The sequence below is a fragment of the Rhodoluna sp. genome, assembly GCF_044232805.1.
In the GTDB taxonomy this organism is placed as follows: domain Bacteria; phylum Actinomycetota; class Actinomycetes; order Actinomycetales; family Microbacteriaceae; genus Rhodoluna.
The window spans coordinates 1-24,651 of the sequence record NZ_JBIILG010000016.1 but is presented as its reverse complement, the minus strand read 5'-3'; the positions used below and the strand labels follow the sequence as shown (position 1 = coordinate 24,651).

Annotated in this window: 27 protein-coding genes and 1 tRNA gene; 7 read left to right on the top strand and 21 right to left on the bottom strand. The window is 48.3% G+C overall.

Features of this window, described 5'->3' with window-relative positions; translation table 11 throughout:
- Positions 1-954 (bottom strand): MMPL family transporter (locus AC9UES_RS03680; RefSeq protein ID WP_509526941.1); only part of this gene is annotated, 954 nt, incomplete at its 3' end.
- Between the two features lie 147 nt (positions 955-1,101).
- Here AC9UES_RS03680 and AC9UES_RS03675 point away from each other — a divergent pair.
- Positions 1,102-2,898, top strand: a complete 1,797-nt coding sequence (locus tag AC9UES_RS03675; protein WP_509526939.1) for a phosphoenolpyruvate carboxykinase (GTP) — start codon at positions 1,102-1,104, stop codon at positions 2,896-2,898.
- A 2-nt stretch (positions 2,899-2,900) separates the two neighbouring features.
- Here AC9UES_RS03675 and AC9UES_RS03670 read toward each other — a convergent pair whose 3' ends face one another.
- The 3 genes from AC9UES_RS03670 to AC9UES_RS03660 all read right to left on the bottom strand — a co-directional run bounded on the left by AC9UES_RS03670 (position 2,901) and on the right by AC9UES_RS03660 (position 4,766).
- Positions 2,901-4,181 carry an MFS transporter gene (locus tag AC9UES_RS03670; RefSeq protein ID WP_509526937.1) on the bottom strand — a complete coding sequence of 427 codons (1,281 nt, stop codon included), beginning with the start codon at positions 4,179-4,181 and terminating at the stop codon, positions 2,901-2,903.
- Between the two features lie 41 nt (positions 4,182-4,222).
- Entirely contained in the window at positions 4,223-4,627 is a 405-nt protein-coding gene (locus AC9UES_RS03665) for a hypothetical protein (protein WP_509526935.1), read from the bottom strand.
- 57 nt (positions 4,628-4,684) lie between these two features.
- A tRNA-Tyr gene (locus AC9UES_RS03660) sits at positions 4,685-4,766 on the bottom strand.
- A 116-nt stretch (positions 4,767-4,882) separates the two neighbouring features.
- Here AC9UES_RS03660 and AC9UES_RS03655 point away from each other — a divergent pair.
- On the top strand, positions 4,883-5,371 hold the full coding sequence (locus tag AC9UES_RS03655; protein ID WP_509526933.1) for a YajQ family cyclic di-GMP-binding protein: 489 nt from the start codon (positions 4,883-4,885) through the stop codon (positions 5,369-5,371).
- On the opposite strand, the gene AC9UES_RS03650 is transcribed toward AC9UES_RS03655, so the two are convergent.
- The 4 genes from AC9UES_RS03650 to ubiE are packed head-to-tail and all read right to left on the bottom strand — an operon-like array spanning position 5,348 to position 9,707.
- A complete protein-coding gene (locus AC9UES_RS03650; RefSeq protein ID WP_509526931.1) occupies positions 5,348-6,607 on the bottom strand; it encodes an MFS transporter in 1,260 nt (419 codons plus the stop codon). The genes AC9UES_RS03655 and AC9UES_RS03650 overlap by 24 nt on opposite strands.
- A 5-nt stretch (positions 6,608-6,612) precedes the next feature.
- Positions 6,613-7,968 carry an FAD-dependent oxidoreductase gene (locus AC9UES_RS03645; RefSeq protein ID WP_509526930.1) on the bottom strand — a complete coding sequence of 452 codons (1,356 nt, stop codon included), beginning with the start codon at positions 7,966-7,968 and terminating at the stop codon, positions 6,613-6,615.
- 26 nt (positions 7,969-7,994) lie between these two features.
- Positions 7,995-9,005 (bottom strand): polyprenyl synthetase family protein, encoded by a 1,011-nt coding sequence (locus AC9UES_RS03640; RefSeq protein WP_509526929.1) that lies wholly within the window; start codon positions 9,003-9,005, stop codon positions 7,995-7,997.
- A complete protein-coding gene (gene ubiE / locus AC9UES_RS03635) occupies positions 9,006-9,707 on the bottom strand; it encodes a bifunctional demethylmenaquinone methyltransferase/2-methoxy-6-polyprenyl-1,4-benzoquinol methylase UbiE (protein WP_509526927.1) in 702 nt (233 codons plus the stop codon).
- A 70-nt stretch (positions 9,708-9,777) separates the two neighbouring features.
- On the opposite strand from ubiE, the gene AC9UES_RS03630 reads away from it, so the two are divergent.
- The gene (locus AC9UES_RS03630; protein ID WP_509526926.1) at positions 9,778-11,019 is read left to right on the top strand and encodes an isochorismate synthase; all 1,242 of its coding nucleotides are present in this window, start codon (positions 9,778-9,780) and stop codon (positions 11,017-11,019) included.
- Here the strand turns inward: AC9UES_RS03630 and menD are convergent.
- Positions 11,016-12,584 (bottom strand): 2-succinyl-5-enolpyruvyl-6-hydroxy-3-cyclohexene-1-carboxylic-acid synthase, encoded by a 1,569-nt coding sequence (gene menD / locus AC9UES_RS03625; protein ID WP_509526924.1) that lies wholly within the window; start codon positions 12,582-12,584, stop codon positions 11,016-11,018. The two genes, AC9UES_RS03630 and menD, sit on opposite strands and share 4 nt — an antisense overlap.
- A gap of 5 nt (positions 12,585-12,589) precedes the next feature.
- Positions 12,590-12,949 carry a PLD nuclease N-terminal domain-containing protein gene (locus AC9UES_RS03620; protein ID WP_509526923.1) on the bottom strand — a complete coding sequence of 120 codons (360 nt, stop codon included), beginning with the start codon at positions 12,947-12,949 and terminating at the stop codon, positions 12,590-12,592.
- 39 nt (positions 12,950-12,988) lie between these two features.
- On the opposite strand from AC9UES_RS03620, the gene AC9UES_RS03615 reads away from it, so the two are divergent.
- Positions 12,989-13,282, top strand: coding sequence for a DUF4229 domain-containing protein (locus AC9UES_RS03615; protein WP_509526921.1), 294 nt, complete (start codon positions 12,989-12,991; stop codon positions 13,280-13,282).
- Here the strand turns inward: AC9UES_RS03615 and AC9UES_RS03610 are convergent.
- The 3 genes from AC9UES_RS03610 to AC9UES_RS03600 are packed head-to-tail and all read right to left on the bottom strand — an operon-like array spanning position 13,244 to position 16,150.
- Positions 13,244-14,128, bottom strand: a complete 885-nt coding sequence (locus tag AC9UES_RS03610; RefSeq protein ID WP_509526920.1) for a 1,4-dihydroxy-2-naphthoate polyprenyltransferase — start codon at positions 14,126-14,128, stop codon at positions 13,244-13,246. The genes AC9UES_RS03615 and AC9UES_RS03610 overlap by 39 nt on opposite strands.
- Positions 14,125-15,237, bottom strand: coding sequence for an AMP-binding protein (locus AC9UES_RS03605; RefSeq protein ID WP_509526918.1), 1,113 nt, complete (start codon positions 15,235-15,237; stop codon positions 14,125-14,127). The genes AC9UES_RS03610 and AC9UES_RS03605 overlap by 4 nt, the downstream gene beginning before the upstream one ends.
- A 7-nt stretch (positions 15,238-15,244) precedes the next feature.
- Positions 15,245-16,150, bottom strand: coding sequence for a 1,4-dihydroxy-2-naphthoyl-CoA synthase (locus AC9UES_RS03600; protein ID WP_509526917.1), 906 nt, complete (start codon positions 16,148-16,150; stop codon positions 15,245-15,247).
- 17 nt (positions 16,151-16,167) lie between these two features.
- Here AC9UES_RS03600 and AC9UES_RS03595 point away from each other — a divergent pair, with 17 nt between their 5' ends.
- Positions 16,168-17,163, top strand: a complete 996-nt coding sequence (locus AC9UES_RS03595) for an o-succinylbenzoate synthase (RefSeq protein WP_509526916.1) — start codon at positions 16,168-16,170, stop codon at positions 17,161-17,163.
- Here AC9UES_RS03595 and ccsB read toward each other — a convergent pair.
- The 5 genes from ccsB to AC9UES_RS03570 are packed head-to-tail and all read right to left on the bottom strand — an operon-like array spanning position 17,152 to position 21,523.
- Complete coding sequence (ccsB, locus tag AC9UES_RS03590; RefSeq protein ID WP_509526915.1) at positions 17,152-18,063, bottom strand: c-type cytochrome biogenesis protein CcsB; 912 nt, start codon at positions 18,061-18,063, stop codon at positions 17,152-17,154. The two genes, AC9UES_RS03595 and ccsB, sit on opposite strands and share 12 nt — an antisense overlap.
- Positions 18,060-19,589, bottom strand: a complete 1,530-nt coding sequence (resB, locus tag AC9UES_RS03585) for a cytochrome c biogenesis protein ResB (RefSeq protein WP_509526914.1) — start codon at positions 19,587-19,589, stop codon at positions 18,060-18,062. Before resB ends, ccsB begins: the two co-directional genes overlap by 4 nt.
- Positions 19,567-20,301 carry a cytochrome c biogenesis CcdA family protein gene (locus AC9UES_RS03580; protein ID WP_509526913.1) on the bottom strand — a complete coding sequence of 245 codons (735 nt, stop codon included), beginning with the start codon at positions 20,299-20,301 and terminating at the stop codon, positions 19,567-19,569. Before AC9UES_RS03580 ends, resB begins: the two co-directional genes overlap by 23 nt.
- Positions 20,298-20,885 (bottom strand): TlpA family protein disulfide reductase, encoded by a 588-nt coding sequence (locus AC9UES_RS03575; protein WP_509526911.1) that lies wholly within the window; start codon positions 20,883-20,885, stop codon positions 20,298-20,300. The genes AC9UES_RS03580 and AC9UES_RS03575 overlap by 4 nt, the downstream gene beginning before the upstream one ends.
- The gene (locus tag AC9UES_RS03570; protein ID WP_509526909.1) at positions 20,882-21,523 is read right to left on the bottom strand and encodes a histidine phosphatase family protein; all 642 of its coding nucleotides are present in this window, start codon (positions 21,521-21,523) and stop codon (positions 20,882-20,884) included. Before AC9UES_RS03570 ends, AC9UES_RS03575 begins: the two co-directional genes overlap by 4 nt.
- Before the next feature lie 61 nt (positions 21,524-21,584).
- On the opposite strand from AC9UES_RS03570, the gene aspS reads away from it, so the two are divergent.
- Positions 21,585-22,892, top strand: a complete 1,308-nt coding sequence (gene aspS / locus AC9UES_RS03565) for an aspartate--tRNA(Asn) ligase (RefSeq protein WP_509526907.1) — start codon at positions 21,585-21,587, stop codon at positions 22,890-22,892.
- On the opposite strand, the gene AC9UES_RS03560 is transcribed toward aspS, so the two are convergent.
- Positions 22,889-23,359, bottom strand: a complete 471-nt coding sequence (locus AC9UES_RS03560; protein WP_509526905.1) for a small multi-drug export protein — start codon at positions 23,357-23,359, stop codon at positions 22,889-22,891. The genes aspS and AC9UES_RS03560 overlap by 4 nt on opposite strands.
- A 60-nt stretch (positions 23,360-23,419) precedes the next feature.
- The gene (locus AC9UES_RS03555; protein ID WP_509526903.1) at positions 23,420-23,713 is read right to left on the bottom strand and encodes a glutaredoxin family protein; all 294 of its coding nucleotides are present in this window, start codon (positions 23,711-23,713) and stop codon (positions 23,420-23,422) included.
- 16 nt (positions 23,714-23,729) lie between these two features.
- Between AC9UES_RS03555 and AC9UES_RS03550 the strand changes: the two genes are divergently transcribed.
- Positions 23,730-24,458, top strand: coding sequence for an HAD family hydrolase (locus AC9UES_RS03550; RefSeq protein WP_509526901.1), 729 nt, complete (start codon positions 23,730-23,732; stop codon positions 24,456-24,458).
- A gap of 5 nt (positions 24,459-24,463) precedes the next feature.
- Here AC9UES_RS03550 and AC9UES_RS03545 read toward each other — a convergent pair whose 3' ends face one another.
- The gene (locus AC9UES_RS03545; protein ID WP_005504750.1) at positions 24,464-24,562 is read right to left on the bottom strand and encodes a 30S ribosomal protein bS22; all 99 of its coding nucleotides are present in this window, start codon (positions 24,560-24,562) and stop codon (positions 24,464-24,466) included.
- Between the last annotated feature and the right edge of the window lie 89 nt (positions 24,563-24,651).

Below are 24,651 nucleotides of genomic sequence, written 5' to 3'. Positions count from 1 at the left end.
TCGGTTTCCGCCTAGTTGAGCAAATAGCAAGGTAAGAAGTGCAAGGGCAACGGTTCCACCAGAAGCTAATACCGCCGGTGTTACACCTCTAAGGGCTTTGAACATTGCCTTGTGGCGATCTTCATTTAGTAATAGCTCTTCCCGATAACGGGCGATGAGCAAGAGCGCGTAGTTGGTTCCAGCACCAAACACTAGAACTGACAAGATTCCTGTTACCGATCCATCTGCTGGTGCACCCAGGAAGATAGTTGCAAGTTGTGGGGCAAGCTGGGCTGCCATTCCATCAGCAACACCAATGACAATCAGTGGCACTAGCCAAAGAACCGGTGAGCGGTAGGTAATAAGAAGCAGTACAGCAACGATGATAACGGTGGAAAGAAGAAGCGTAAAGTTTGCACCGGCAAATACTCCTGCGATGTCAACCTGGAAACCTTCGGGACCGGTGATGTAAACCTCTAGGCCAGCTGGCATATCTTCTTTAGCGATCGCACGCATTTCGGTCATTCGCTCGGTGCGTTCTGCGTTTTCTTCGAATTCTTCCAAAGGAACAGTTATAACGGCAACTTTGCCATCATCTGAAACTTGAGCTGGTGGCACAAACGCCTCACCGTTTAATTCGCCTGATGTGTAATCCAAAAACTTGTCGCTGGCACCATCAACAAAACCCTGAGCCATTGGATCAAAGGTTCCGGTTATCCAAAGCTCTTGCTCTTCAGTGAGCTTGGTGTCCGAGGAGTAAACAACAACAGCAACTGTGCCATCAGTTCCAGGAAGATCCTCTAGAGCCTTGTTAACAAGCACTGTCTCGTTGTTGGCTGGGAGACCATCGGTTGGCGAAGTATCTGACTCTGGTGCACTGAGTGGACCAAAGGCTAAACCAGCAAAGATTAGTCCAATAAGAAGTGTGACCCAAGAAGTTTTGCGGCCAGTTATGAATGAGGCAATGTTGTTCAAAACTAATCCTTTGATTTGTGGGTGACATTATTGTCCCACTAAGAAACCTATAGAGCCGTTAGATTGACAAAATTTTGGTCATGAAGGATTCTCGGGCCTCTAGATTCTCAGCGTTATAGACTGGGACTACTCGTCAAGGAGGATTGAGTGGCTGTTATAGGCGTTAAGGACTGGGTAGACCAGATAGCAGCTCTAACCAATCCCGACTCTATAAAGTGGTGCGACGGGTCCGCCCAAGAGTTCGAGTCAATCAAGAATCTGCTGGTAGCAAGCGGTTCGCTAATTCCCCTGAATCCAAAACTTCGCCCGAATAGCTTTCTTTCTAGGACTGACCCCAGGGATGTGGCACGAGTTGAAGAAAAGACTTTTATTTGCTCTGAACTTGAAGTAGACGCCGGCCCAACTAACAACTGGATGGATCCAAACGCCATGCGCGCTCTGATGAATGAAAACTTCACGGGAAGCATGCGTGGCCGAGTGATGTATGTGATCCCCTTTTCGATGGGACCGATTGGTTCTGAATTTACTCAGTACGGCATTGAGATCACAGACTCGCCGTATGTAGTTGCCTCAATGCACATCATGACTAGGGTTTCGCCAGAAGTGACCAAAAGAATTGAGGCAGGAGCCCCTTGGGTTCCTGCGGTTCATTCCGTTGGTAGCCCACTAATTGATGATCAGGGCAACAAGATCAAAGATGTTAGTTGGCCCTGCAACCCAGACAAAGTCCACGTTGTTCATTACCCAGAAACTAGAGAGATTTGGTCTTTCGGTTCTGGATACGGTGGTAACTCACTGCTAGGTAAAAAAGCTATGGCACTTCGAATTGGTTCAGTTATGGGGAAAACAGAAGGTTGGCTCGCAGAGCACATGCTGCTAATTCGGCTAACTAGTCCAACAGGTGGCAAGTTTCACATCGCAGCAGCATTTCCTTCGGCCTGCGGTAAAACAAACCTTGCAATGCTTCGCCCCTCAATTCCGGGTTGGAAAGTTGAAACCCTTGGCGATGACATTGTTTGGATGAGACCAGATTCCAATGGAAAGTTACTGGCCATGAACCCTGAGTATGGAATCTTTGGTGTTGCACCTGGAACTACTGCCACCACAAACAGTGCTGCGGTTGAATCAATGAGCCAAGGAGTTATCTTCACCAACGTCGCTTTGACTTCAGACGGAGACGTCTGGTGGGAGGGACTCAGTGAGCAGCCACCCGAGGGACTGACGGATTGGCGCGGAAATCCATGGTCTCAAGATTCTGGAACTCTAGCTGCTCATCCAAACTCAAGGTTCTGCCTACCGGTAGCAAACGTTGCAACCATTAGCCCGGACTGGAACGAAGGGTCCGGGGTGCCACTAGACGCAATCTTGTTCGGTGGCCGTCGTGCCAAGAATGTTCCTCTGGTGGCCCAATCGCTTTCTTGGCAGCACGGAGTATTCATGGGTGCAACTATTTCTAGCGAGCAAACAGCTGCCGCCGAGGGGCCAGTTGGAAAGCTCCGTCATGACCCATTTGCGATGTTGCCATTTTGTGGCTACAACATGGCCGACTACTTTGCGCACTGGCTGAGCTTTGCCGATAAAACTTCTGAAGAGAACCTGCCAAAAATCTTTCAAGTCAACTGGTTCAAAAAGAGTTCCGATGGCAAGTTCCTGTGGCCAGGATTTGCAGAGAACATTCGCGTTCTGGACTGGATCATCGGAAGACTCGAGGGCTCCAATAAAGGTATGCCCTCAGCTGTGGGTATAGTTCCAAAAGCTGGTGAGCTAAACACTTCTGGTATTGATGTTGATCAAATCACGATCGAGGAACTCCTAGAGATTGATTCAGAAGCGTGGACTAAAGAAGTTGAGTCCATCAGAGAATTCTTCGGGGAATTTGGGGAGAGAATGCCCAAGCAATTATTTGAAGAGCTGGCGAAACTAGAAGCCAGAGTTAAGGTCTAGCTCTATTTGGTTGTGACTCCCGTTGAGGCGTGAGCTGAAGCCATTGCTCGGCGTCCTGCCGGAAGCAAGACAGCTACTACCGCAATTACCACCGTTGCAATTCCTGTGACGATAAGCAAAATCTCAACTGATACGACATCGGCAAGTGGTCCAAGAATTGACATACCAATAGGCATCGCTACCGCCATAACAATTCCTAGAAATCCAAAGACTCTTCCCTGACGCTCTGGCTCAACAGTTTCTTGAAGGAGTGTCATGGCTGAGGTTGAAAAAGCAGGGACTGCAATTCCAACAACAAAAAATAGCGCAAAGAAAAGAATCAGGTTTGTCGTGAATCCCATCGCAGTAGCCAAAACGCCAAACAGAATAGAAGATCCAATAATCATTCCAATTCGGTCAATCTTCTTTGCAAAGACCGCAATCAAGGCCCCGCCGATGAGCATTCCAGCACCAAATGAAAGCTCCAATATGGTTAGCATCCAAACTTCTCCCCCGAATGTTCTTGCGATCATCAGCGGTGAAAGATTTGAAGGAGCAACAATCAAAAGGAAGATAATGGCAAAAATTACCATTACCCAACGAACCAGCTGGTGACTAAAGATGTACTCCATACCTTCTTTGAGGTCCGCAAAGTAAGAAGGCTTATCTTCATTGGCAACTCTTGCCAGCGTTGGAACAGCAACAGTTGCCAATAATGAAAGTCCAATGACAGCTGTCACAACGTCGATAAATAGAATCGCTGACAAAGACATTGTCGAATAAACCGCAGCTGCAGCAACTGGCGCAAATAACTGAAGTGATGATGAGATGCTGCTGTTGATGCCATTCACGGTTAGTAGTTTGTCGGTTGGGACAATTTGTGGCACTAGGGCCGAAATAGCTGGCATCTGAACACCAGCACCAATTGACCTAACGGCCATTATTAGAAAAATTAGCCACAGGTCTTCTACGCCAGAAAGCATAAAGACCGCAAGAACTAACGTCGCAAGTGCAATCACAGAGTCTGAAACAATAATCATCACTTTACGATTAATCCGGTCGGCCCAAACTCCGGCAAAAATCGAAACAATCGCTTGCGGCAAGAATCCAAAAACAGCCGCCAAGGCAAGAACTAATCCAGACTTTGTTGTAAGGGTTAGGTGCCACATGATCGCGTACTGAACCAAAAATGAGCCGAAGGTAGTGATTGTCTGACCGACTAGAAATACCGTTACTCGTGCTTTCCAGCCCGGCATTGATTCACTTGTATTTGTATCGAAACCTGACACTACTTTTGATGACAAGAAATGCTCCTAGGTTTTTGACGTGCGTTGAGGTTGCGGGCTTAGTTTGCGATAACCAAATCAAAGTACACTAATACGACTTCTGACTCAGGTTTTACGGAGTATCCGCAACTGGCCCAGAATTCACCATGACTTTTCCTGAAATCATCTCCAGACAAGTCCCCCTCGGCCTCGGCTATCGCGAACTCATCTGGGACCTGATCGAATCTGACGACATCAACATTAGTGACCCTAATTCTGCCTAAATCTTCTCCGTAGTTACCGACCACCACCAAGACCTCACCCACATGTTCGAAGGGTTCGTTTTCGGCCAAGTAATCGAATTCAACTAGTCCGGCGGTTGCCCTTTTCTTTCCGTTGAACAGGCAATCAAGAATTTTGCTCCGGGATTCACCGGGGTTTCCAAATTCAACAGTTCTAAGTCCATCAACTCTAGGGAATGACATCGTTGCTCCATTGTGTGATCTAGGCGGAAAACCCCCACCTAAAAAAGTGGGGGTTTGTGGCTAGTGAGGGATTCGAACCCCCGAAGGCTGAGCCAGCTGATTTACAGTCAGTTCCCTTTGGCCGCTTGGGTAACTAGCCATGCAGCAAAATCTATGAAGTCGGATTTGGATGCATTAAAAGGATACCAATATTTACCAAACGCTAACTACTGGTGTTTGCCCGAGAACCAATGGCTGCTTGGGTAAACTAACCGCATGGCTGATTCCTCATTCGATATCGTAAGCAAAGTTGACCCACAAGAAGTAGCAAACGCCTTGAACCAAGCTCATAAAGAAGTAGAGCAACGCTACGACTTCAAAGGTGTTGGCGCATCGATCGAGCAATCTGGCGAAAAGATCCTAATGAAGGCCAATAGCGAAGAAAGAGTCAAGGCAATCCTTGATGTCTTCCAAAGCAAGCTTGTAAAGCGCGGGGTCTCACTAAAGAGCCTGGAAGATGGCAAGCCCTTTCCTTCCGGTAAAGAATTCCGCATCGAAGCGAAGATAAAAGATGGCATCAACCAGGAACAAGCCAAGAAGATTTCAAAGATTATTCGCGAAGAGGGCCCAAAGAGCATCAAGAGCCAAATTCAAGGCGACGAGCTTCGAGTTTCAAGTAAATCTAGAGATGACCTTCAAGAGTTGCAGGTAATGCTGAAATCTAAAGATCTAGAAGTAGATCTACAGTTCGTCAATTACCGTTAGTGAACCGGTAATTGGGAAAGCGTTTTCAACTGCTTCCTTGCGCTTAGCTTGCTTGGCAAGTCTTCCCGAAAGTATCCCAGCGATAAACATCAAAACAATTGGCAGAACGAACGCTATCTGAAGACCTACGCTCTCAGCTAACCCACCCATAACAACCTTGGCGCCAATTACAGCCAGTGAGTTCAGTAGGGACATTCTCGCGAGGGCCTGCGATGTGGTGAGGCCAGAGACATGGCCAGCCGCTCCAAAGAATGATGGCACCAGTGGAGCAAGACCAAAGCCACCCAGGGCCCAGAACAATGAAAGAACGATTAGGGCCAGAATCGGATCGTGCGCGACAATTGGTGGAGCCACAACTAGGCCAATTGCCATCATTATCGAACCGTAGATTCCGCCCCACTTCGAGAGCTCACTGATGTGATATTTCTCAGTTGCCTTAGTAATCAATAGACGGCCACCAATCATGGCGAGCATGAATGATGCAAAAGGCACCGCTCCCAAAGTTGGTGAGAGAAGCATTACCTGCTGTGAGAACAAGGCGGACCAATCCATCATCACTAGCTCTAGAAACACTCCGGTGAACAGTCCAAGGGCTAGAAGCCAAAGCTGGTTTGGAGATTTAAAGAATGGAACTTTCCTAGAAGCCTGCCTCTCTTCATTGTGACCATCTTCCTCAGGAGAAAGCATGGATCGAACGTAAACCTGAAAGACCACTAAGCAAACCAAAGGAACTACAAATAAGTGAATCTGCAGCGAAACAAAGCTAGCCATGATTCCAGACAGTGCAGCACTTGCTCCTGCACCGATACTCCAGGCCGCGTGGAACTTACCGATGATTACTTGCTTAACTCTTTTTTGCAGCATCACCGATTGAGCATTAATTGCAATGTTGAAAAAACTCATGCTGAACATCATCACAGTTTGAAAAAGAAAGAAAACTAGACCGTTCGGTGCCCAAGCCAAGCTCATAACCGATAGCACTATAAATACGCTCGAGAGGTTGATGATTGGCCTAGTGCCAAATCTTCCAACCAAACGGTTCGCAACCAAAAGCGGCAACAAAGAACCGATTCCTGCAAATCCAATAATCAAACCCCAGACGGCGAACGAGACGCCAATCTGCTCGATGATTTCAGGTATTCGAGGGATAAAGGTGATTGCAACAAATCCCTGGGTGAAGAAGAAAACAGCAAGGGCTGTTTGTGCACTCTTTAGTCTTGCTGGGGGTAGAGGCACTTTCGCTACTTCTTTTTCGCAACGGTAAGGAAGTCTTCGCGCTCAACAAGCTTGATTCTCTCGCGCTCTTCGGCTTCACCCAACCGCTTTTCCTCGGCATCGATTCTTAGCCATTCAGGCCAACCAACAAAATCAATCTTTCTCGAGGTTAGCAACTCGGTTATTGAATCCTCGGAAGGGGACGCTGGGCTCCACCAATAGTTCTTGTCTTCAATAATCTGAGCAATGGTTTCAATTGCATCACTCTTAGTGTGTCCAATTAGTCCTACTGGACCACGCTTGATCCAGCCGGTCGCGTAAACGCCCTGGATGTGCTTTCCGTCTGAATCCAGAACCCGTCCCTTGTCGTTTGGAATTACACCGGCTTTCTCGTCAAACGGAACTTCCGATAATTCAGAGCCAAAGTATCCAACCGCGCGATAAATGGCCTGAATCGGGAACTCACGAAACTCCCCAGTTGGCTTCACGTTTCCTGTCCCATCGAGCTTGGTTCTTTCAATCTTGATGCCGGACACCTTGCCGGCTTTTTCCAAGATCTCAACAGGAGCACTAAAGAAGTGCAGGTGCAGTCTGCGCTTAGCGCCAGTTAGCTCATTTGATCGAAGCTCTTCCAAGGTTTTCACCATGACCCTGGTTTGGTTATTGCTGTCAATAGCTTTCTGTGAACCCTCGTCATATTGGAAGTCCTCGTCATAGACAATTGTGTCTACGCCCTCAATGTGAACTGCTTCACGTAGCTCCAATGGCGAGAACTTCACCTGAGCAGGTCCTCTTCGACCAAAGACGTGAACATCAGTAGCCTGTGATGCGCGAAGTCCCTGGTACACGTTGTCTGGGATGTCAGTTGAGAGCATAGCCTCAGCTGGCTTAGAGAGCACTCTGGCAACATCCAAAGCCACGTTGCCGTTTCCCAAAACCGCAATTTCCTTAGCGCTTAAGTCCCAGCTACGTTCAAAATCAGGGTGCGCGTCATACCAGTTCACAAATGCCGCCGCACCAAAAGACCCGTCAAGCTCTATACCTGGAATGTTTAGGTTGGCATCTTTTACTGCACCGGTTGAGAAGATAACTGCGTTGTAGTGCTTCTTTAGATCATCAAGGGTTATGTCTTTGCCGTATTCAACGTTTCCAAAGAATCGAATGTCGCCTCGGTCAAGGACTTCATAAAGCGCTCTAATGATTCCTTTGATTCTTGGGTGGTCGGGAGCAACACCGTAGCGAACAAGTCCATAAGGTGCAGGAAGTAAATCAAAAAGATCGATGGAAACATTAAAGTCACGAAGTTCGGATTTGATGATCAGGTCAGCTGCATAAATACCTGCTGGACCAGCACCAACAATCGCAAGCCTTAGCTTTGACATCTACCTATTCCTTATTTACTAAAAACTTAGTTGCTGCGTTCTATAACTGCTTCGGCGAACGAGGTTAACGCCTCACGAACTGGACCCTTTGGTAATTCTTCCAGAGCGCTGATTGCTTGCGCAGCCCATCTCTTGGCTTCTTGGTAAGTTCGCTCCGTTACAGGGTGATCCCGAAGAGCTTTGAGTACGGTCTGGAGTTTGGCTTCATCGTCGAGGCCGGAATCAATTATCTCAATCAACTTGGCTGCTTCCAAATCACTCTTGGCTTCCTGTCTTAAATACATAACAGGAAGGGTTGGAACGCCCGCACGAAGGTCAGTTCCTGGAGTCTTACCCGAGACCGCACCGTCAGAGTGTAGATCGATGTAGTCATCAATTAGTTGGAAAGCTACGCCGATTGCTTCACCGTATTTTCTTACCGGCTCGCGAAGGGCTTGATCCGCGCCGGAGAAAATAACTCCGAGCTCAGCAGATGCCGAAATTAGAGATCCGGTTTTATCTGCAAGAACGTGTAGATAGTGCTCGATTGGATCTTGGCCCTCTTGTGGGCCAACAGTTTCATTTAGTTGACCGAGGCAAAGTCTTTCAAAAGTATCTGCCTGCAAGGTAAGTGCCTTTTGGCCCAACTTAGAAACTAATTGCGACGCTCTTGCAAAAAGCAAATCACCTGTCAAAATTGCAACGTTGTTTCCCCAAATTTCATGAGCTGAATCAACGCCTCTTCTTCTAGGTGCATCATCCATCACATCATCGTGATACAGCGTTCCAATGTGAGTTAGCTCTACAACGACCGCGGCTTGAATTACTTCATCGAGGTTAGCTTCACCAAGCTGCGAAGTTAGAAGAACTAAGGTCGGTCTAATTCTTTTTCCACCGGCGTCAATTAGGTGACGGGTGGTTACCTTAGCGATTGGGTCGGTGTGTTTTACCGACTCAACCAATTGCTGCTCGACTCTGTCTAAGCCAATTTCAAGCTTCTCTAGAAGTTCTTTATCAGCAACTTTCCTAAGTTGCCTAGGTCGAGATGTGCGAGCCATCTAGACCGCCTTCGGTTTGAAACCGCTGTGGATGGCAACTATGCCAAGAGTTTGGTTTAGATAACTGACCGATTCAAAACCAGCCGATTCAATAATCTTTACTAACTCCTGCTGGCTTGGCCAAGCATCAATTGATTCGGCTAGGTAGCCATAAGCCTCTGGAGTCTTACTCACCATGGCCGATAGGGTTGGAAGAATGTTTCGAAGATAGAAGCGGTAAAGACTGTGTAGAAAACCGTTAGGGATCCTGGAGAATTCACAAACCACTAACTTCCCACCTGGCTTTAGAACCCGAAGCATTTCAGCAAGCGCAACCTCGATTTTCTCGACGTTTCTAATGCCAAAGGAAATAGTTACGGTGTCAAACTCCCCGTCCGCAAAAGGAAGTGCTGCCGCATCAGCGTAAACAAACTCCAGCTCAGGATGTCTTTTTCTTCCCTCTTCGAGCATGCCGTTGGAAAAGTCAGCTGCTACTACTTTGACGCCTTCGCGTAGAAACACAATCGAGGAAGAACCGGTACCCGCGGCGAGATCCAGAACGGTTTGACCGGGTTGGGAATTTACTAGTTTGGCTACCTTTTTGCGCCAGATTCGGGCTGAGCCGAAGGAGAGTAAATCATTGGCTTTATCGTAGTTTTTGGCTACCCCATCAAACATCTCCGCTACCTGTTGCGGTTTTTTGGATAGGTCTGCTTTGCTCACTATTCAATCTTAGCTTTGACTTAGAATTTAGAGAGTCGGCCAAATTTGGCCCCAATCAGAACTGGTTTGAATGTCAAAACTTGGAAAACTCCGCGTTCTAACGCGCGAGATTGCCACGCCCGAAGGGTTCGACATCACCAAGCACTTTCCTGAAGATGCCACCGTTTTCATTCGCGGCGGTCAGGGAGTTATTGGCTTTGGCGAGGTGGCTCGATTTGAAACCTCAGGTCTAAACCGAATCTCAGAGCTTGCCAGCATTTGGCGCGACCAGGTATCACTTGCAGAAGTGACTGATTCCCTGAGAATTCAATGCACGGGTCTTGTGGCATTTGGTTCAGTTACATTCTCGGAAAACAGCACAATCAACTCAGTTCTAGTGGTGCCAAGGCTGGTTCTTGGAACCAGAGATGGCCGCAGCTGGATCACTGAAATTGTCCCTGAAGGCGAAGATCCAATAAGTGCTGATTTTCTGACACAACCAGCAAGTTACCGAGCTAATGAAAAGTTGAAGTTCTATGACGGTGCGATGAGCGCTGAAATGTTCTTAAGCCAAGCCGAATCCGCAATCGAAAAGATCAGAGCTGGACGCATTCAAAAGGTCGTACTAGCTAGAGACATAGTCGCCCAGCTACCTTCTGGTTTTGATCTTCGAACCGCTCTTAGGAACCTCGCTGTGAGGTACCCAAGCTGCTGGGTTTATAGCGTGGCGGGGAACTTTGGTGCCTCACCGGAGCTATTAGTTCGCGTTTCCCATGGACAGGTCTCGGCCAGGGTTTTAGCAGGAACAGCAGCCAGGGGTGATTCAGAGCAAGCGGATCAGGATATCGCCGCTGGCCTTTTGGTATCTGAAAAGAATTTGCACGAACACCAGTTCGCGGTTGAATCAATGGTTCAAGAGCTTTCACCGTTTTGCACAACAGTTGATACGGATGAGACGCCATTCACTTTGGCGCTGCCTGACGTTTGGCACCTTGCCAGCGACGTTTACGGAAAGCTTAAGAAGAACATTTCTGTTTTGGATTTGGCAGCGTATTTGCACCCGACCGCTGCCGTTGCAGGAACATCAAGAAAGGCCGCACAAGATCTCATTACTGAATTAGAACCTTTCGATCGCGGTGGTTACGCGGGACCGGTTGGTTGGATTGGGGCTGATGGCGACGGAGAGTGGGCAATCGCAATTCGCGGTGGCTACATTGAGCAAAACGTTGTAACCGCTTTTGCGGGGTGTGGGCTGGTTGCAGAATCCGATCCGCAAGATGAGCTGGAAGAAACTGAACTTAAGTTCACTCCGATTCGCGGCGCTCTTAGTTAGAGCTTGATTTCGATAAGCACGCGGCCGATGGTGGTCAGTGCACTTCGAAGCTCAGCTTCATTGGTGGGGCAAAAGTAGCTAAAGCCGTAGGCGTTTGCCAAAGACCAATAATCTACTTTTTGACCTGTTCTAAACACTCGATCAAAGACCGCTTCTTCAACTACTTTTCTGACTTCAAGTTTTTCAAAAAGGGATCCACCTTGATCATTGACCATAACCAACTGCAAGTTGATCTCTTCTTCAACGTCCTCAATCATCGAAGATGCATCGTGAAGCAAGGTTAGGTCGCCGATTATTGCTCGTGTGAACGACCCTTCGCCACCAAGAGCAATGCCGGTGGCTGTTGCGATAGTTCCATCGATTCCAGCCAATCCCCTATTTGCAAATACCTGAATCGCCTTGGCTGGAGCCCAGGTGTCGGCTTCGCGAATCATCCGAGAAGCGCCAAGAACGATGGTGTCGTCGATTTCGCTGACGTCATAGACGGTTTCAATAATGTTTCTGCGATCAAGTGACTTGCTGGTTTCTTGAACCGAAAGCCAGTTGTGTGCGGCTACTCTCCACCTGGCTAACCAGTCGTGACTTACTTCGCCATTGACTGTGATCTCGTCCACAATTTCTGCAGCATTGCCATATGGATTAAAGGGTCCCATCAATTTGGATTTGATTACAACTAGTTCAATATCTTTTCGTGCAATTAGTTTTTGCACCTGGCGGCTAAGGGTAGGTTTGCCAAAAACCACCACGCGCTGAATTCCATCGGCTAGATCTTTTTCTTCTTCTAGAAGAGACGGATAACCAATAATCGCGTTAGCTCCAATTCGGCTCCTAGAACTTGGTTCTGCAAAAACTGGCCAGCCGAATGCTTCCCCAGCTTCAAGCGCTTCAACTCCTGAATCGGCACCTGCCACCAAGATCGTGTTTTTTTCTCCAGCTAGGACTGCAAAGCTTGGTTTGTAGTTGTCTTGTTCACTTAACCTTGCACCAGGATAAAGATTGCCTGCATTTGGTTCTGCAGAAGAAAGCGGTTCTCTAAAACAAAGATTTAGGTGCACCGGTCCAAGGGATTCATGGATTATTCCAAGTGCTGTGGCAACAACTTTTTCTGCAAGCTCTTTGACGGAGTTTGTGTCCACTGAATCAGTTGGCGCTTCGATGTCTATGCAGGACCTGACCGCGTCTCCAAAGATGCCGACTTGATTGGTAGTTTGGTTGGCTCCCACTCCACGAAGTTCTGCTGGACGATCAGCGGTTAGCAAGATAAGGGGAATGCCACTGTGGCTTGCCTCCAGAACAGCCGGAAGCAAGTTTGCTACAGCAGTTCCAGATGTTGTGATTATGGCAACTGGTCTTCCACTTGCCTTTGCAGCACCCAGCGCAGTGAAGGCCATCGAGCGTTCGTCGATTCGAACTCGAAGTACCAACCGGTTGGCGTCGTGAAGCTGTTGAGCTGCAATGGCCAGCGATTGCGACCTAGATCCGGGTGAGAGAAACACTTCCTGAACTTCTAGTTCCGATAAAGCTGCGAGGAGGTTTGCTGAGAAAACTTGGGCTGCTGAGTGCATTGGAGTTAGGACTTGTCCTTACCGGCACTATCGCCAGAATCCTCGTCCGGATCGGTCTTTGGTTCTGGCTCTTCCGATTCGGGCTTTTGCTTGTCGAGTTTCTCCGATAGGTCCCTCAAAAACGAAGGGTCGTCATCTGGTGCAACAATCTTGATTCTTCCAAAGCGATTTTTTGGACCACCAATGGGTCTGCCGAGGACCAGATATAGCAATCCGCCAACGATTGGAACAAATAGGCAAATCAGAATCCAGGCCCACTTGGGCAGGTTTCTAACTTCATTCTTTTTGGCGCTGGCAGCAAAAACAGTCACGAAAACAGTGAATAGCAACCAGGCGGCAAAAATGAAAAGGAGTGATCTGACCATGGTTTAACTCTAAGCCAGATACAAACTTAGAATGAAACTATGAAAAATCCTTGGATAGTCTTCATTGCTGCTCGATTGGGTCTATTCGCAGGCTCCTTGGCGATTTTCCTCGTTCTTGGGTTCGATTGGCTCTATTCCGCTCTGGTTTCAGGAGCGCTGGCATTGGCAGCCTCCCTGGTCTTTTTGCAGAAGCAACGAGATGAGCTTTCCAAAGAGATCTACAAGAAATTCGGAAAAGATGACAACTCGGCTGTACCAGACACCGACGCCGACCTTGAGAACAGAATTCTAGATTTAGAAAAAGACGATAACAAGACCGAGGGTGAGAAGTAGCGCGTAAGTTAGCGCTGCAAAGCTGGTTAGCTTTAGAACCAAAACAAGCTCCTTGGCTGTTTTTGCGGTCAAAACAATAAGGGTTGCTGGGGCCACCAGAAAAAGCGCTCCGTAGGCCAAAAAGCTAGCCGGGTAAAGCAGTGTGAAGAAAAAGAGAATCACAAACGGGAACCAGATCATAAAAATGAAGAATCTTTTCGCCCACTTCGCCCCCATTCGAACTGCAAGGGTTTTTTTGGACGCAATCTTGTCGGTTTCAATGTCGCGGATGTTGTTTACCATCAGTACTGCCGCGGCAAAACTTCCTGCGGCAATACCGCCCAGTATCGAGTTGAGATCCAAAAAACCGATCTGCACGTAGGCGGTCCCAATTGTTGCCACTAACCCAAAGAAAACAAAAACTGCAATCTCGCCAAAGCCTGCGTAACCGTAAGGGTTCTTGCCTCCGGTGTAGAACCAGGCGGCAATAATCGATAACAACCCAACTGCAATTAGCCACCACTGACCGGTTATGACAACAATCTCAAACCCACTTGCTGCCGCCAGTATGAAAAACAGCATCGCAGCCGTTTTCACTGACTCTGGCTTAGCGGATTTTGACCCGGTAAGCCTTAGCGGCCCAACGCGCTTATCATCAGTTCCGCGAATACCGTCAGAGTAGTCATTGGCAAAGTTGACGCCTATTTGCAAAAACAAAGCAACGCCTAATGCAAGAGCAGATAGCAGTAAGTCAAAGCGCTGCATTGCATCCGCAGCTCCAGCACCAATTGCTACTGGTGCAATAGCTAATGGAAGGGTACGAAGTCTTGCTCCTTCAATCCAGAGGCGCATGTTTTTGTTATTCAAATTGACTCCTGAGAAAACAACTTTGAAACCGAGAGGGTATCTATTTTGGATGTTGCAAGCTTTGGCAGTTTATCAACTCTGATAACCCTTACTGGCTTGCCGGCTGGTCCTAAGAGTGCAGCAAGTTTGTTTGCGATGTCATCAGCAACCTCTGGAGAACCAACGTAACAAATACCTACTCGCTCTCCCCAGGTTTCATCGCTTATCGATACCGCTGAAAGTTCTTCAACACCCGCAAGCTCAGAGCCTAGGTATTCGACTCGATCAAGTGAAACTTTTAGTCCACCAGAAATGATGACCCGATCAGCTCTACCCAAGATCACTAACTTGCCGCTCTCGGAAAGCTCAGCAAGGTCATTCGTAAAGATCCAATCATCTTGATCTTCAGCCAAAGTTTTACCCTGGATAAGCAATCTGCCATCTGGTGCAATTTTCAGCCTGACTCCCTCAAGAGGAATTCCGTCATAGACGCAGCCACCGGATGTTTCAGTCATGCCGTAACTGATAACTACTTTGAGGCCTAATGCAAGAGCGCGTTCTTGAAGCTCTAACGCAGTTGCTTGTCCGCCTACCAAAATCGCTCGGAAGCCCCTAAGGACCTCGAGTAGTCCTTTATCGCTTTCGCAAGCAGCTACTAGCTTTGCCAGCTGGGTTGGAACAAGGGAGGTGTACTTGTTGCTGTGACTAAGCAAGTTTGCCGATCGAAAAAATGCCTCGCTGGTAAAAGGTAAAGCGGTATTCATCATCACCGGTTGAGTATCTGCAAGAACCGAGCGCAATAGAACTTGCTGACCGGCAATGAAGTTAATCGGCAGCGCCAATAACCACTGACCAGCAGGTCCTAGTCTCTCCTGCCCGGCAGTTGCAGCATGCTCGATTGCTTTGAGTGAAATTGAAATTCTCTTTGGTGCTCCGGTAGATCCTGAACTCTCCACAACGCAAGCTATCTCATCGTCAACAAACTCTGGAGTTGCATCGAATTCTGGCATCACGCCGTTAATTGCAGGTGGACATACAAAGATGGCTTTCTTGGAGGCGAGCACGTCAGTCATCACTTGCAGAGCTTTAACGGTCTCGTTAGCAGGAACTACGACTAATGTCTTTGGCATTTTTTGATTAGAAGTGCCAAGGATACGGCGCCCAGTTTGGAGCGCGCTTTTCCAAGAATGCGTTTTTGCCTTCAGCTGCTTCTTCAGTTGCGTAAGCCAACCTGGTTGCTTCGCCTGCAAATAGCTGTTGCCCGACAAGGCCATCATCAACTGCATTCATCGCATATTTCAGCATTCGAATCGAAGTGGGTGACTTTCTCATTATTTCTGCAGCCCATTCGAGTCCTACTTTTTCCAAGTCTTTGTGCGCTACCGCAAGGTTTACTACCCCCATGCTCACTGCTTTCTTGGCGTCATACTCTTGGCCTAAGAAGAAGATTTCTCGAGCGAATTTTTGGCCAGCCTGGCGAGCAAGATAGGCGCTTCCAAATCCACCATCGAAGGATCCAACATCCGCATCAGTTTGCTTGAACTTGGCGTGCTCGAGGCTCGCGATGCTGAGATCGCAAACCACGTTCAATGAATGTCCGCCGCCTGCTGCCCAGCCCGGAACCAGAGCAATAACAACCTTGGGCATAAAGCGAATCAGTCTTTGGACCTCGAGGATGTGAAGGCGGCCTGAGTATTCAGGGTCTAGGTTTTGCTCATCATCGGCGTACTGGTATCCGTCCTTGCCACGAACTCTTTGATCGCCGCCACTTGAAAAAGCCCAGCCACCATCTTTTGCGGATGGGCCGTTACCGGTTAGCAAAACAACGCCGACTTTTGAATTGGTTCTGGCGTGCTCGAGGCTAGCTGCGAGCTCGTCTACTGTTTTGGGTCTAAAGGCATTGCGCACTTCTGGGCGGTTAAAGGCAATTCGCACCACGCCCATGGAGTTGTGCTGGTGATAAGTGATGTCTGTCTGCTTCTCAAAACCTGGCACTTGGAGCCAAATGCTGGCGTCGAAAAGCTCAGAAACTTGATTTGCCATGCTTCTAGACTAACAATGTGAAGCCTCGCCTGAATGACCTAGTTGCTACCGCCAAGGTTGTGAGCATTCCGCTACGCACCAAATTCCGCGGACTAACTGAGCGAGAGCTGCTGGTCTTTGAAGGCCCTAATGGCTGGAGTGAATGGGCGCCCTTCACTGAGTATGAAGATGAGGAAGCCGCTACCTGGTTACAAGCCGCCATCGAGTGGGGCTTTGAAAATCTTCCGGAACCGGTAAGAAAACAGGTTCCCGTGAACGCTATTTTGCCTGCGGTTCCAACCGAAGAGGTGGCCAAGGTACTTGGCCGCGCGGGAAAGTTCTCAACTGTAAAGATAAAAGTTGCCGATCCAAAACAAACTGCTGCCCACGACCTGGCTCGAATTCTAGAAACTAAACGGTTATACCCCGACGCCAAGCTGCGACTAGATGCCAATGGTGGATACACAGTTGCGCAAGCGCTAGAGCTAATTGCTGAGCTAGAGAATAATTCACTTGATCTTGAATTCTTCGAGCAACCGGTGGCAACAATCGCCGAACTAGCCGAGCTCCGAATTGAGATTTCCAAACGTGGGCAAAAAACATTGGTTGCAGCTGACGAGTCAGTTAGAAGAGCTTCCGACCCGTTGGCTGTTGAACTTGCAGGAGCTGCTGACTTACTGGTTCTTAAAAGTGCTCCACTTGGCGGCATCGCTAGCGCTCTAGCTGTTGCCAATTCTTCAAAGCTAAATATCTGCGCCTCCAGTGCGATGCAGTCCTCAATTGGTTTAGCTGCCGAATTGCACTTCGCTTCCTGCCTTCCGGAAGTAAATTACGACGCAGGGCTTGGAACGGGCTATCTCTTTGGTGGCGATCTGACAGCGGACCGGTTGCTTCCCGAAAATGGAATCCTTGAACTTCGTCGTCCAGAGATCAACACTTCATCGCTTGAGATCTTGAAGGCAGAAGATCACAGGTATGACTGGTGGATCGCCAGGTTGGAGCGTTGCTCCAGAATTCTCGGTTTAGAGTCCTGAGTAAACGTGCAAGCCTTTGAAGAACATGTTCACAATCGTGAAGTTGAAAACAACCGCAGCAAAACCAACAAGTCCTAACCAAACTGCACGCTTACCAGTCCAACCTCTTGTGGCATTGGCGTGCAGGTAACCGGCGTAGATTGTCCAAATAATGAAAGTCCAAACCTCTTTGGTGTCCCAACCCCAGTAGCGGTGCCAGGCACGCTCTGCCCAAATTGCACCTGCAATCAACGTGAAGCTCCAAAGAATGAAACCAACAATATTGAATCGATAGGCAAGCTGCTCAAGAGTTTCTTTCTTTGGAAAGATTCCCATTACGCGCTTGAAGTTTGCAACTCCCTTTGTCTTTGCTTTCTCAACCCAGTTGGCGGTCTTTAGGAGATAGGCGGTTGATAGGGCGGCTGCAATGCTAAAGAAAGCGGTTGCCGTAAGTGCTACCAAAACGTGAATCACGAGCCAGAAACTTTGCAGTGCTGGCATCAGCGACTGAACCTCTACGTAAAAAAGCGAGACTGCGGTGCCAAGAACCAACAGCACAAATCCAACTACGAAGGTAGCCAGAATCCGAACTTCTGGAACGCGGATGGAAATCAAGAAAATCATCATGAGAATTAATGTGCCGGTAATTGAGTACTCGTAAAGATTTGACCAAGGAACTCTCGAGGCAGCAATTCCTCGGAGGATTACGCCAGCCGCAAGAACCAAGGTGGCAATAACGGTTAGGGAGAGGCCCACTCGTTCGAGAGCTGAAGAGGCCTTGACCTCTTTGACTTTCTTGCTGGCGGCTTTAGAAAGGTGCCAGCCCGATACCAAGAAAGCTGCGGCGAAAACCAGCATGGAAGCAAAAACCACCAGTAAAGAGGTCTGGGACAGGCTTTCATTCAGGACAACGGAGTTCATTTACTTCCTTTTTTTATCTCTTGTGTTAATTCTCTAACAACTTCTTCAAGTCTTGGATCTTCTCGCTTGGAAAGTGCTGCGACTTCAAAACCCGAAGCCGTGCTCTTAACCCAAACTCTGCGGCGGGGAGTAATTAGCCCGACAATAACTCCAGCCAAAGCAAGCAGTGAAAACAGCAACACCCAGAACTGACCGGGGTTGTGTGCGATGTCTAGAGAAGCAAATCGCTTGATGCCATCAAAAGTTACAGTTCCTAGGCCGTTTGGAAGATCTTTAGTTTGACCTAGCTCGAGCACTACTCCTGGGGTTGGTGCATCCCGTCCTGCGACCTGCGTGAGTCTTTCGGTATCTAGTGCATAAACGTTCAGAGACTGACCGCTATCTAATCCAAGATCACCGGTGTAAACATTCATCGTAATCAGTGGGTTCACAATCCCAGGAAACATCGAAGTGTAAGCACCAGTTGAAAGCTCTGCCGCAGTTGGATAAAAGAAGGCTACAATTCCAATTTGCTCCGGTTGATTGTCAGGAACCTTGATAATTCCAATCGAAGTCATGTTGTTATCTTGAGGAAGAAAAACAGTCGCACCCGAGTAGCTAATGTCGCCATTAGCATCTCGGACGGTGATCTCAGGTGCGTAGCCGTGCCCTGTTAGATAAAGGCTTGCACCTGGCTCATCCAAGGGTTCATTCACCTGAATTACCGAGGTTTCGCCTGGATCTTCAGGGGAGGTTCGTCTAGTTACTGTGGCACGAAAATCTAGCGGGGCTCCAATGTTGGTTTCATTGGTGAAGTCATAGTCGACTTCAAACTTGTCCAAAGTAACGCTGAGTGGTTTCAGGGTCTCTGGGTTGAAAAACAGACCTGGTGACAAAGAGTCAAAGCCTGCGAGGTTGTTCACAAAAGTGTCCCCCTCAGCCAACACTCTTTGGCCTGAGAAGCTGTAGCCGCCACCAACGCCGACAGCAATCAAGACTCCAACTAAAGAAAGGTGAAAAACAAGGTTCCCGGTTTCGCGCATGTAGCCCTTTTCAGCGCTGATCGAGTTACCACGCTTTATAACTCGGTAGCCTCTGCCTTTTAGAATCTGCGTTCCTGCTTGAACTGGGTCTAGACCCTTTGGGGTAGTGGACTTTAGGTATGCGGGCATGCGAGATAAAGATGTTGGAGTCTTGACTGGTTCTTGACGAATAGCGTCATAGTGCACCTTGGTTCTTGGAAGGACGCATCCAACCAATGAAGTGAAAAGAAGAATGTAAATCGCCGAGAACCAGATTGACCCGTAAACATCAAAGAGTTGGAAGAAATCGAGAACCGGTGCTAGCTCGGGGTTGTTATCAAAAAACTGCGCAACACCATTTGGATCGGCAGATCGCTGCGGATAGATCGAACCTGGTACTGCTCCGGCGGCCAAAAGCAAAAGAAGTATGAGCGCAGTTTTCATGCTGGTTAGTTGCCTCCAGATCCATCTGGACCAACCAGTGAGTCCTATATCAGGAGCGTCATAGCGCTGGGGTAAAGACACCAAACACCCCCTGAAGCCAAGAAGCGAATCCGATCCAGAGACCAGTTGCTAGTGCGATACCAAGAACAATCAAAACAACTCCACCGGCGATGTTAAAGGTTCTGATGTGTTTTTTCACAAAACTAACTGACTTGGTAGCCCAACCAAACCCGGCGGCAATTGCAATAAAGGGCAATCCGATTCCGATTGAATACAAAAACGCCAACAGCGCTCCACGGCCAGGGGAGCCAGCATCCGAAGCGAGAGTAAGAACTGCTGCAAGAGTCGGACCAATGCAGGGGGTCCAACCTAGACCAAATGCCACACCCAATAGCGGTGCTCCCGCTAAACCAATCTTTGGTTTCAGAGAAGTTTTGAAAGTTTGCTGCAGGAATGAGAACTGGCCAATTAGCACTAGTCCAAGCAAAATGATGATCACTCCAAGCACCTGCTGCACCCAAGCCAAGTTGTTGATGTAAATCAACATTCCGATTCCACCAAAGAGTGCGCCGAATGAAACAAACACAGCGGTGAAACCCAGCACAAATAGCAACGAACCGATAACCATTCTTGATTTTTTGGCAGAGCCATCAGCAACACCAGTGATGTACCCAAGGTACCCAGGAACAAGCGGCAACACGCATGGTGAAACAAAAGAAATTAGACCTGCTAACAATGCCAGAGGCATCGCGGCAAGAAGTGAACCGTTTAGAACTATTTCAGCGGGATTCAATTTTTCTCCCTGACCACGGTCCTGATAAGTTCTTCCAAAATTGCTTTATCGATTCTTCCAAGCACTCTCGCAGAGACATTTCCTTCGGAATCAATCACCAAAGTTGTTGGTACGGCTTGTGGGGTAACTACACCGGTGAATCCTAAAACAACAGATCCAGTTTTAGCATCCATCACCGAAGGAAAATTCAGATCTACTTGTCTTGCAAAAGCTAGGGCTGTCTCAGCTGTGTCTCTAACGTTGACGCCAATGAACTGAACTTCATCGCTAAGAAACTGATCTTGTAACTCAATTAGCTCGGGCATCTCAACTCGGCACGGACCACAACCCGCATACCAAAAGTTCATTACGGTGATCACTCCGGTTAGTTGATTGCTTGAAAGCTTGACTCCGCTTTCACTAACACCAGACCAATCAGCAGCTTTTGGTCTTGAGCCCAAAGCATATTCGGTTACTGTGCCGTCTCCTGCGATGTAGTTCTTGTTATCGCCTTCGCGGAATTGTTCGGCCAACGAGTCAGTAGCGCAGCCGGAAGAGGTTAGAACAAATGCCGCAAGAGTTATTGAAATGGCTACTTTTTTCAAACAGCACCTCGATCGGTTGCCTTCATCCGAAGTGGCTTAGCAGGGTCTTTGTAGGAAACCTCACGCAAGGAGCCATCGCTGAATTCAAAGCTTGTAATGCTTGAAAGATCACAGCGTCTTTGGCGCGGGTCGTGCGAGAGTCTTTGGCCCTGACTGTAGCGGTGCACCATCCATATAGGTAGCTGGTGGCTCACCATTACTACCTCGCCTGAGACAGTTTCTGCCCAGGCTCTTTCCATTGCGCCCACCATCCTGCGCTGGATCTCAAGGAAGGGCTCTCCCCAGGAGGGGCGGAAAGGGTTGTGAAGCTGAAGTAAGAATCTAGGGTTTCGAACGATGGTTTTCAGGCTCACTGAGTGACCTTCAAAGATGTTGTCTGGTTCAATGATTTCGTCTTCCACTTCAACTGGGACATTGAAGCGCTCAGCAATTGGCTTTGCTGATTCGAGAGTTCTTTGAAGCGGGGAAACCAAGAGTCTAGATACTTTGGCGCCGCTTGATCGGATGTGGTCGGCTGAGACTTCGGCCATTTGGTGCCCCAACTGGGACAAACCAAAGTTTGGCAAACGCCCATAAAGCACACCATCGGGGTTGTGTACTTCCCCGTGGCGCACCAGATGGATACGGGTTGCGGGCATAACACTAAGTCTACCCTCCGCTAAACTTGGGGCCTAAGCCAGAAATAAGAGAGCAAACTTAATGCGCGAGAGACACTTAGTAAAAGACCTAGCGGCCATGAAAGATGGTCCTGTTGTCCTAGGTGGTTGGGTTGAAAAACTCAGAGACCAAAAGCGCATTCAATTCATCATTCTCAGGGACGAGTCAGGCGACGTTCAGGTCACCTACCCAAGACCCCAGGATGAAGATGCACTGGCCGACAAAGTTTCGACTGTTACCAACGGGAGCTTCATTTGGGTCAAGGGTCGCCTGGTTCACGACGAACGAGTCAAGCTTGGCGGTTTAGAAATCCAGCTAGATGATCTAGAGATCGTTACCCTTTCTGAGCCAGAGACCCCAATTGCCGACGACACTTCGATTGACAAGAGGCTGGACTGGCGCTTTCTAGACATGCGTCGTCCAGAGATGAATCTGGTTTTCAAGGTTCAAACCACCATTGAAGCTGCTTGGCGAAGCTACTGGCTAGCAAACGGTTTCACCGAAATTCACTCCCCGAAGCTGATGGCATCAGCGTCGGAGTCCAACGCAGAGCTATTCAAGCTCGAGTACTTTGAGGGTTTCGCTTACCTGGCCCAATCACCACAGTTTTATAAGCAAATGGCCATGATGGCCGGTCTTGGTCGCATCTTTGAAATCGGTCCAGTTTTCAGAGCGGACCCATCCTTTACTTCGCGTCACGCAACTGAGTTCACATCAATCGACATGGAAGTTTCTTGGATTGATTCACACGAAGACATTATGAACATCCAAGAAGAGCTCATGGTCGCTGCAATATCTGCCGTCAAGGAATCTCATGGCGACGAGATCAAGCGACTATTTGATATCGAAGTTGTTGTTCCAACTAGACCTTTCCCAAGAATCCCACTTGAAGAAGCTGTGGACATCGTTAAAGCCCGCGGTCATGAGGTAGTTCGCGGTGGCGACATGGACCCAGAAGGTGAAAGACAAATCGCGGCTCATGTGGCCGAGACTTTCAACCATGAGTTTGTTTTTCTAACTGACTACCCATCTAGTGTTCGCCCGTTCTATCACATGAGACACGAGGGCAACCCCGAGCTCACTAAGAGCTATGACTTGATCTGGCGTGGAACAGAAATCACTACCGGTGCCCAGCGTGAGCACCGCGTTGATGTTCTTATCGAGCAAGCTAAGCAAAAAGGTCTTGACCCAGAAGGTCTAAAAACTTACATCGACTTTTTCCGTTACGGTGCTCCAACCCACGGTGGCTTTGGAATGGGATTGCTTCGCGTAATCATGCTGATGTTGCATCAGCCAAGCATTCGTGAAGTTGGTTTCTTGTTCCGTGGACCGAACCGACTAGAGCCTTAGAGTTCCAACTGTCGCTCGAGTAAAGTATCTAAGCCACCAAGGATTGAAAGAACTGCAATCAAGATTGCCCAGAGTGCTGTTGCAATAGAAATAATCACACTTGTCTTTAATGGCCTCACACCAGCAGCTACCGCAACCGCTGCCGCAAACTGTGTGCCGATCAGAATTGGACCAAGCAGGGCCATTCCATAGATTCCATACTTGTCGAATGACTTTTGTGCCTTCTCCCACTGCGAAGGCTTGTTCTTATTCTTCTTCTCAGAACGAGAGATAAACCAGTCTCGTATTTTGGATCCACCGAATGCGAAGACAAAAATTGTAATCACGTTTCCAGCAACTGCTGAGGCGACTACCCAAACCGGATCTAGACCAAACAGGATTCCAGCAGGAACAACCCCAATTGCCTCAAACCAGGGAATGGCACCGGCTAGGAATACTCCAAAGAGTCCAAGTTGTTCTAGGTTCACAATTACTCCCAATCATGAGGTTTAGAAACTCATAATAACAAATCTTCGGTTTTGGTCTTGCTAGGAACCTGAAACCACATCTTCAAGCGCTGCCAAGAGCCTGATTGGATCAATTCGCCAGTAGCCATGAGTTTGTCCGTTGATTTGAAGAACAGGTATCTCTTCACCGTAAAGATTCAATAGCTCTTGATCTTCCAGAATGTTGGTTTCATAGATTTGCACCTGAATATTTGCAGCTACACCAGCGTTAACGCTACGAAACTGTGAAACTACCGTTTCTACAACCATCCTGGCCTCATCACATAGATGACAGCCAGGTTTGGTCAAAAGCTGGAGAGAAATTACTGTAGCCACAGGTTAAACTTAGCGGGTGTCCAATAAAGCTAAATCCGCCAAGAAAGAGCAGCCCAAACTAGCCGCTGCTTTCTTTGATGTCGATAACACCATCTTGCGCGGCTCAAGCAGCTTTCTATTTGGTAAATCTGCTTTTGAACGAAAGTTCTTTAGTAGAAAAGACTTTTGGCGCTTTGCCTGGCACCAGTTCGTATTCATCTGGAAAGGTGAAAACAACACCAAGCTAAGCGCCCTGAAAGATAGAGTGCTTTCACTTGTTGAAGGCCAACTCGTTTCTGATCTCCAGATTCTTGTCGACGAGGTTTATGACAAACACATCAAGCTCAAGCTCTGGCCAGAAACCGTAAGGCTTGCCAAAGAGCACATCAAGCAGGGTAGAGAAGTTTGGTTAGTTACCGCAGCTCCCCAGGAGCTTGGTGATGTGATCGTGCACGAACTTGGACTAACCGGTGCGATCGGCACCAAAGTGGAAAGAAAGAATGGAATCCTCACCGGGAAATTGGTTGGAGCACCAATTCACGGTGCTGAGAAGAGAAAGGCCATTAAGGCCCTCGCTAAAGAGAGGAATTTGAGCCTGAAACGTTCTTATGCCTACAGCGATTCCCAAAACGATCTTCCAATGCTGACTGCTGTTGGACATCCGGTTGCAGTTAACCCAGACAAGATTTTGACGAGATACGCGAAGGCAGCAGATTGGCCGATTTACGATTTCAAGAAGCGGGAACTAAAAGCTAACCGCGAATAGCGCGGTTACTTCTTATTGCGACGCTGGTGGCGAGTCTTGCGAAGTAGCTTGCGGTGCTTCTTCTTCGACATACGCTTGCGACGCTTTTTTATTACTGAACCCACAGAAACCTCATATATTTTCTAGCCCAATTGGGCAACCTAGCCAGCTTAGCTGTTGCGCTTGAGGCGCTCAACTTCGGCGTCGATGTCAG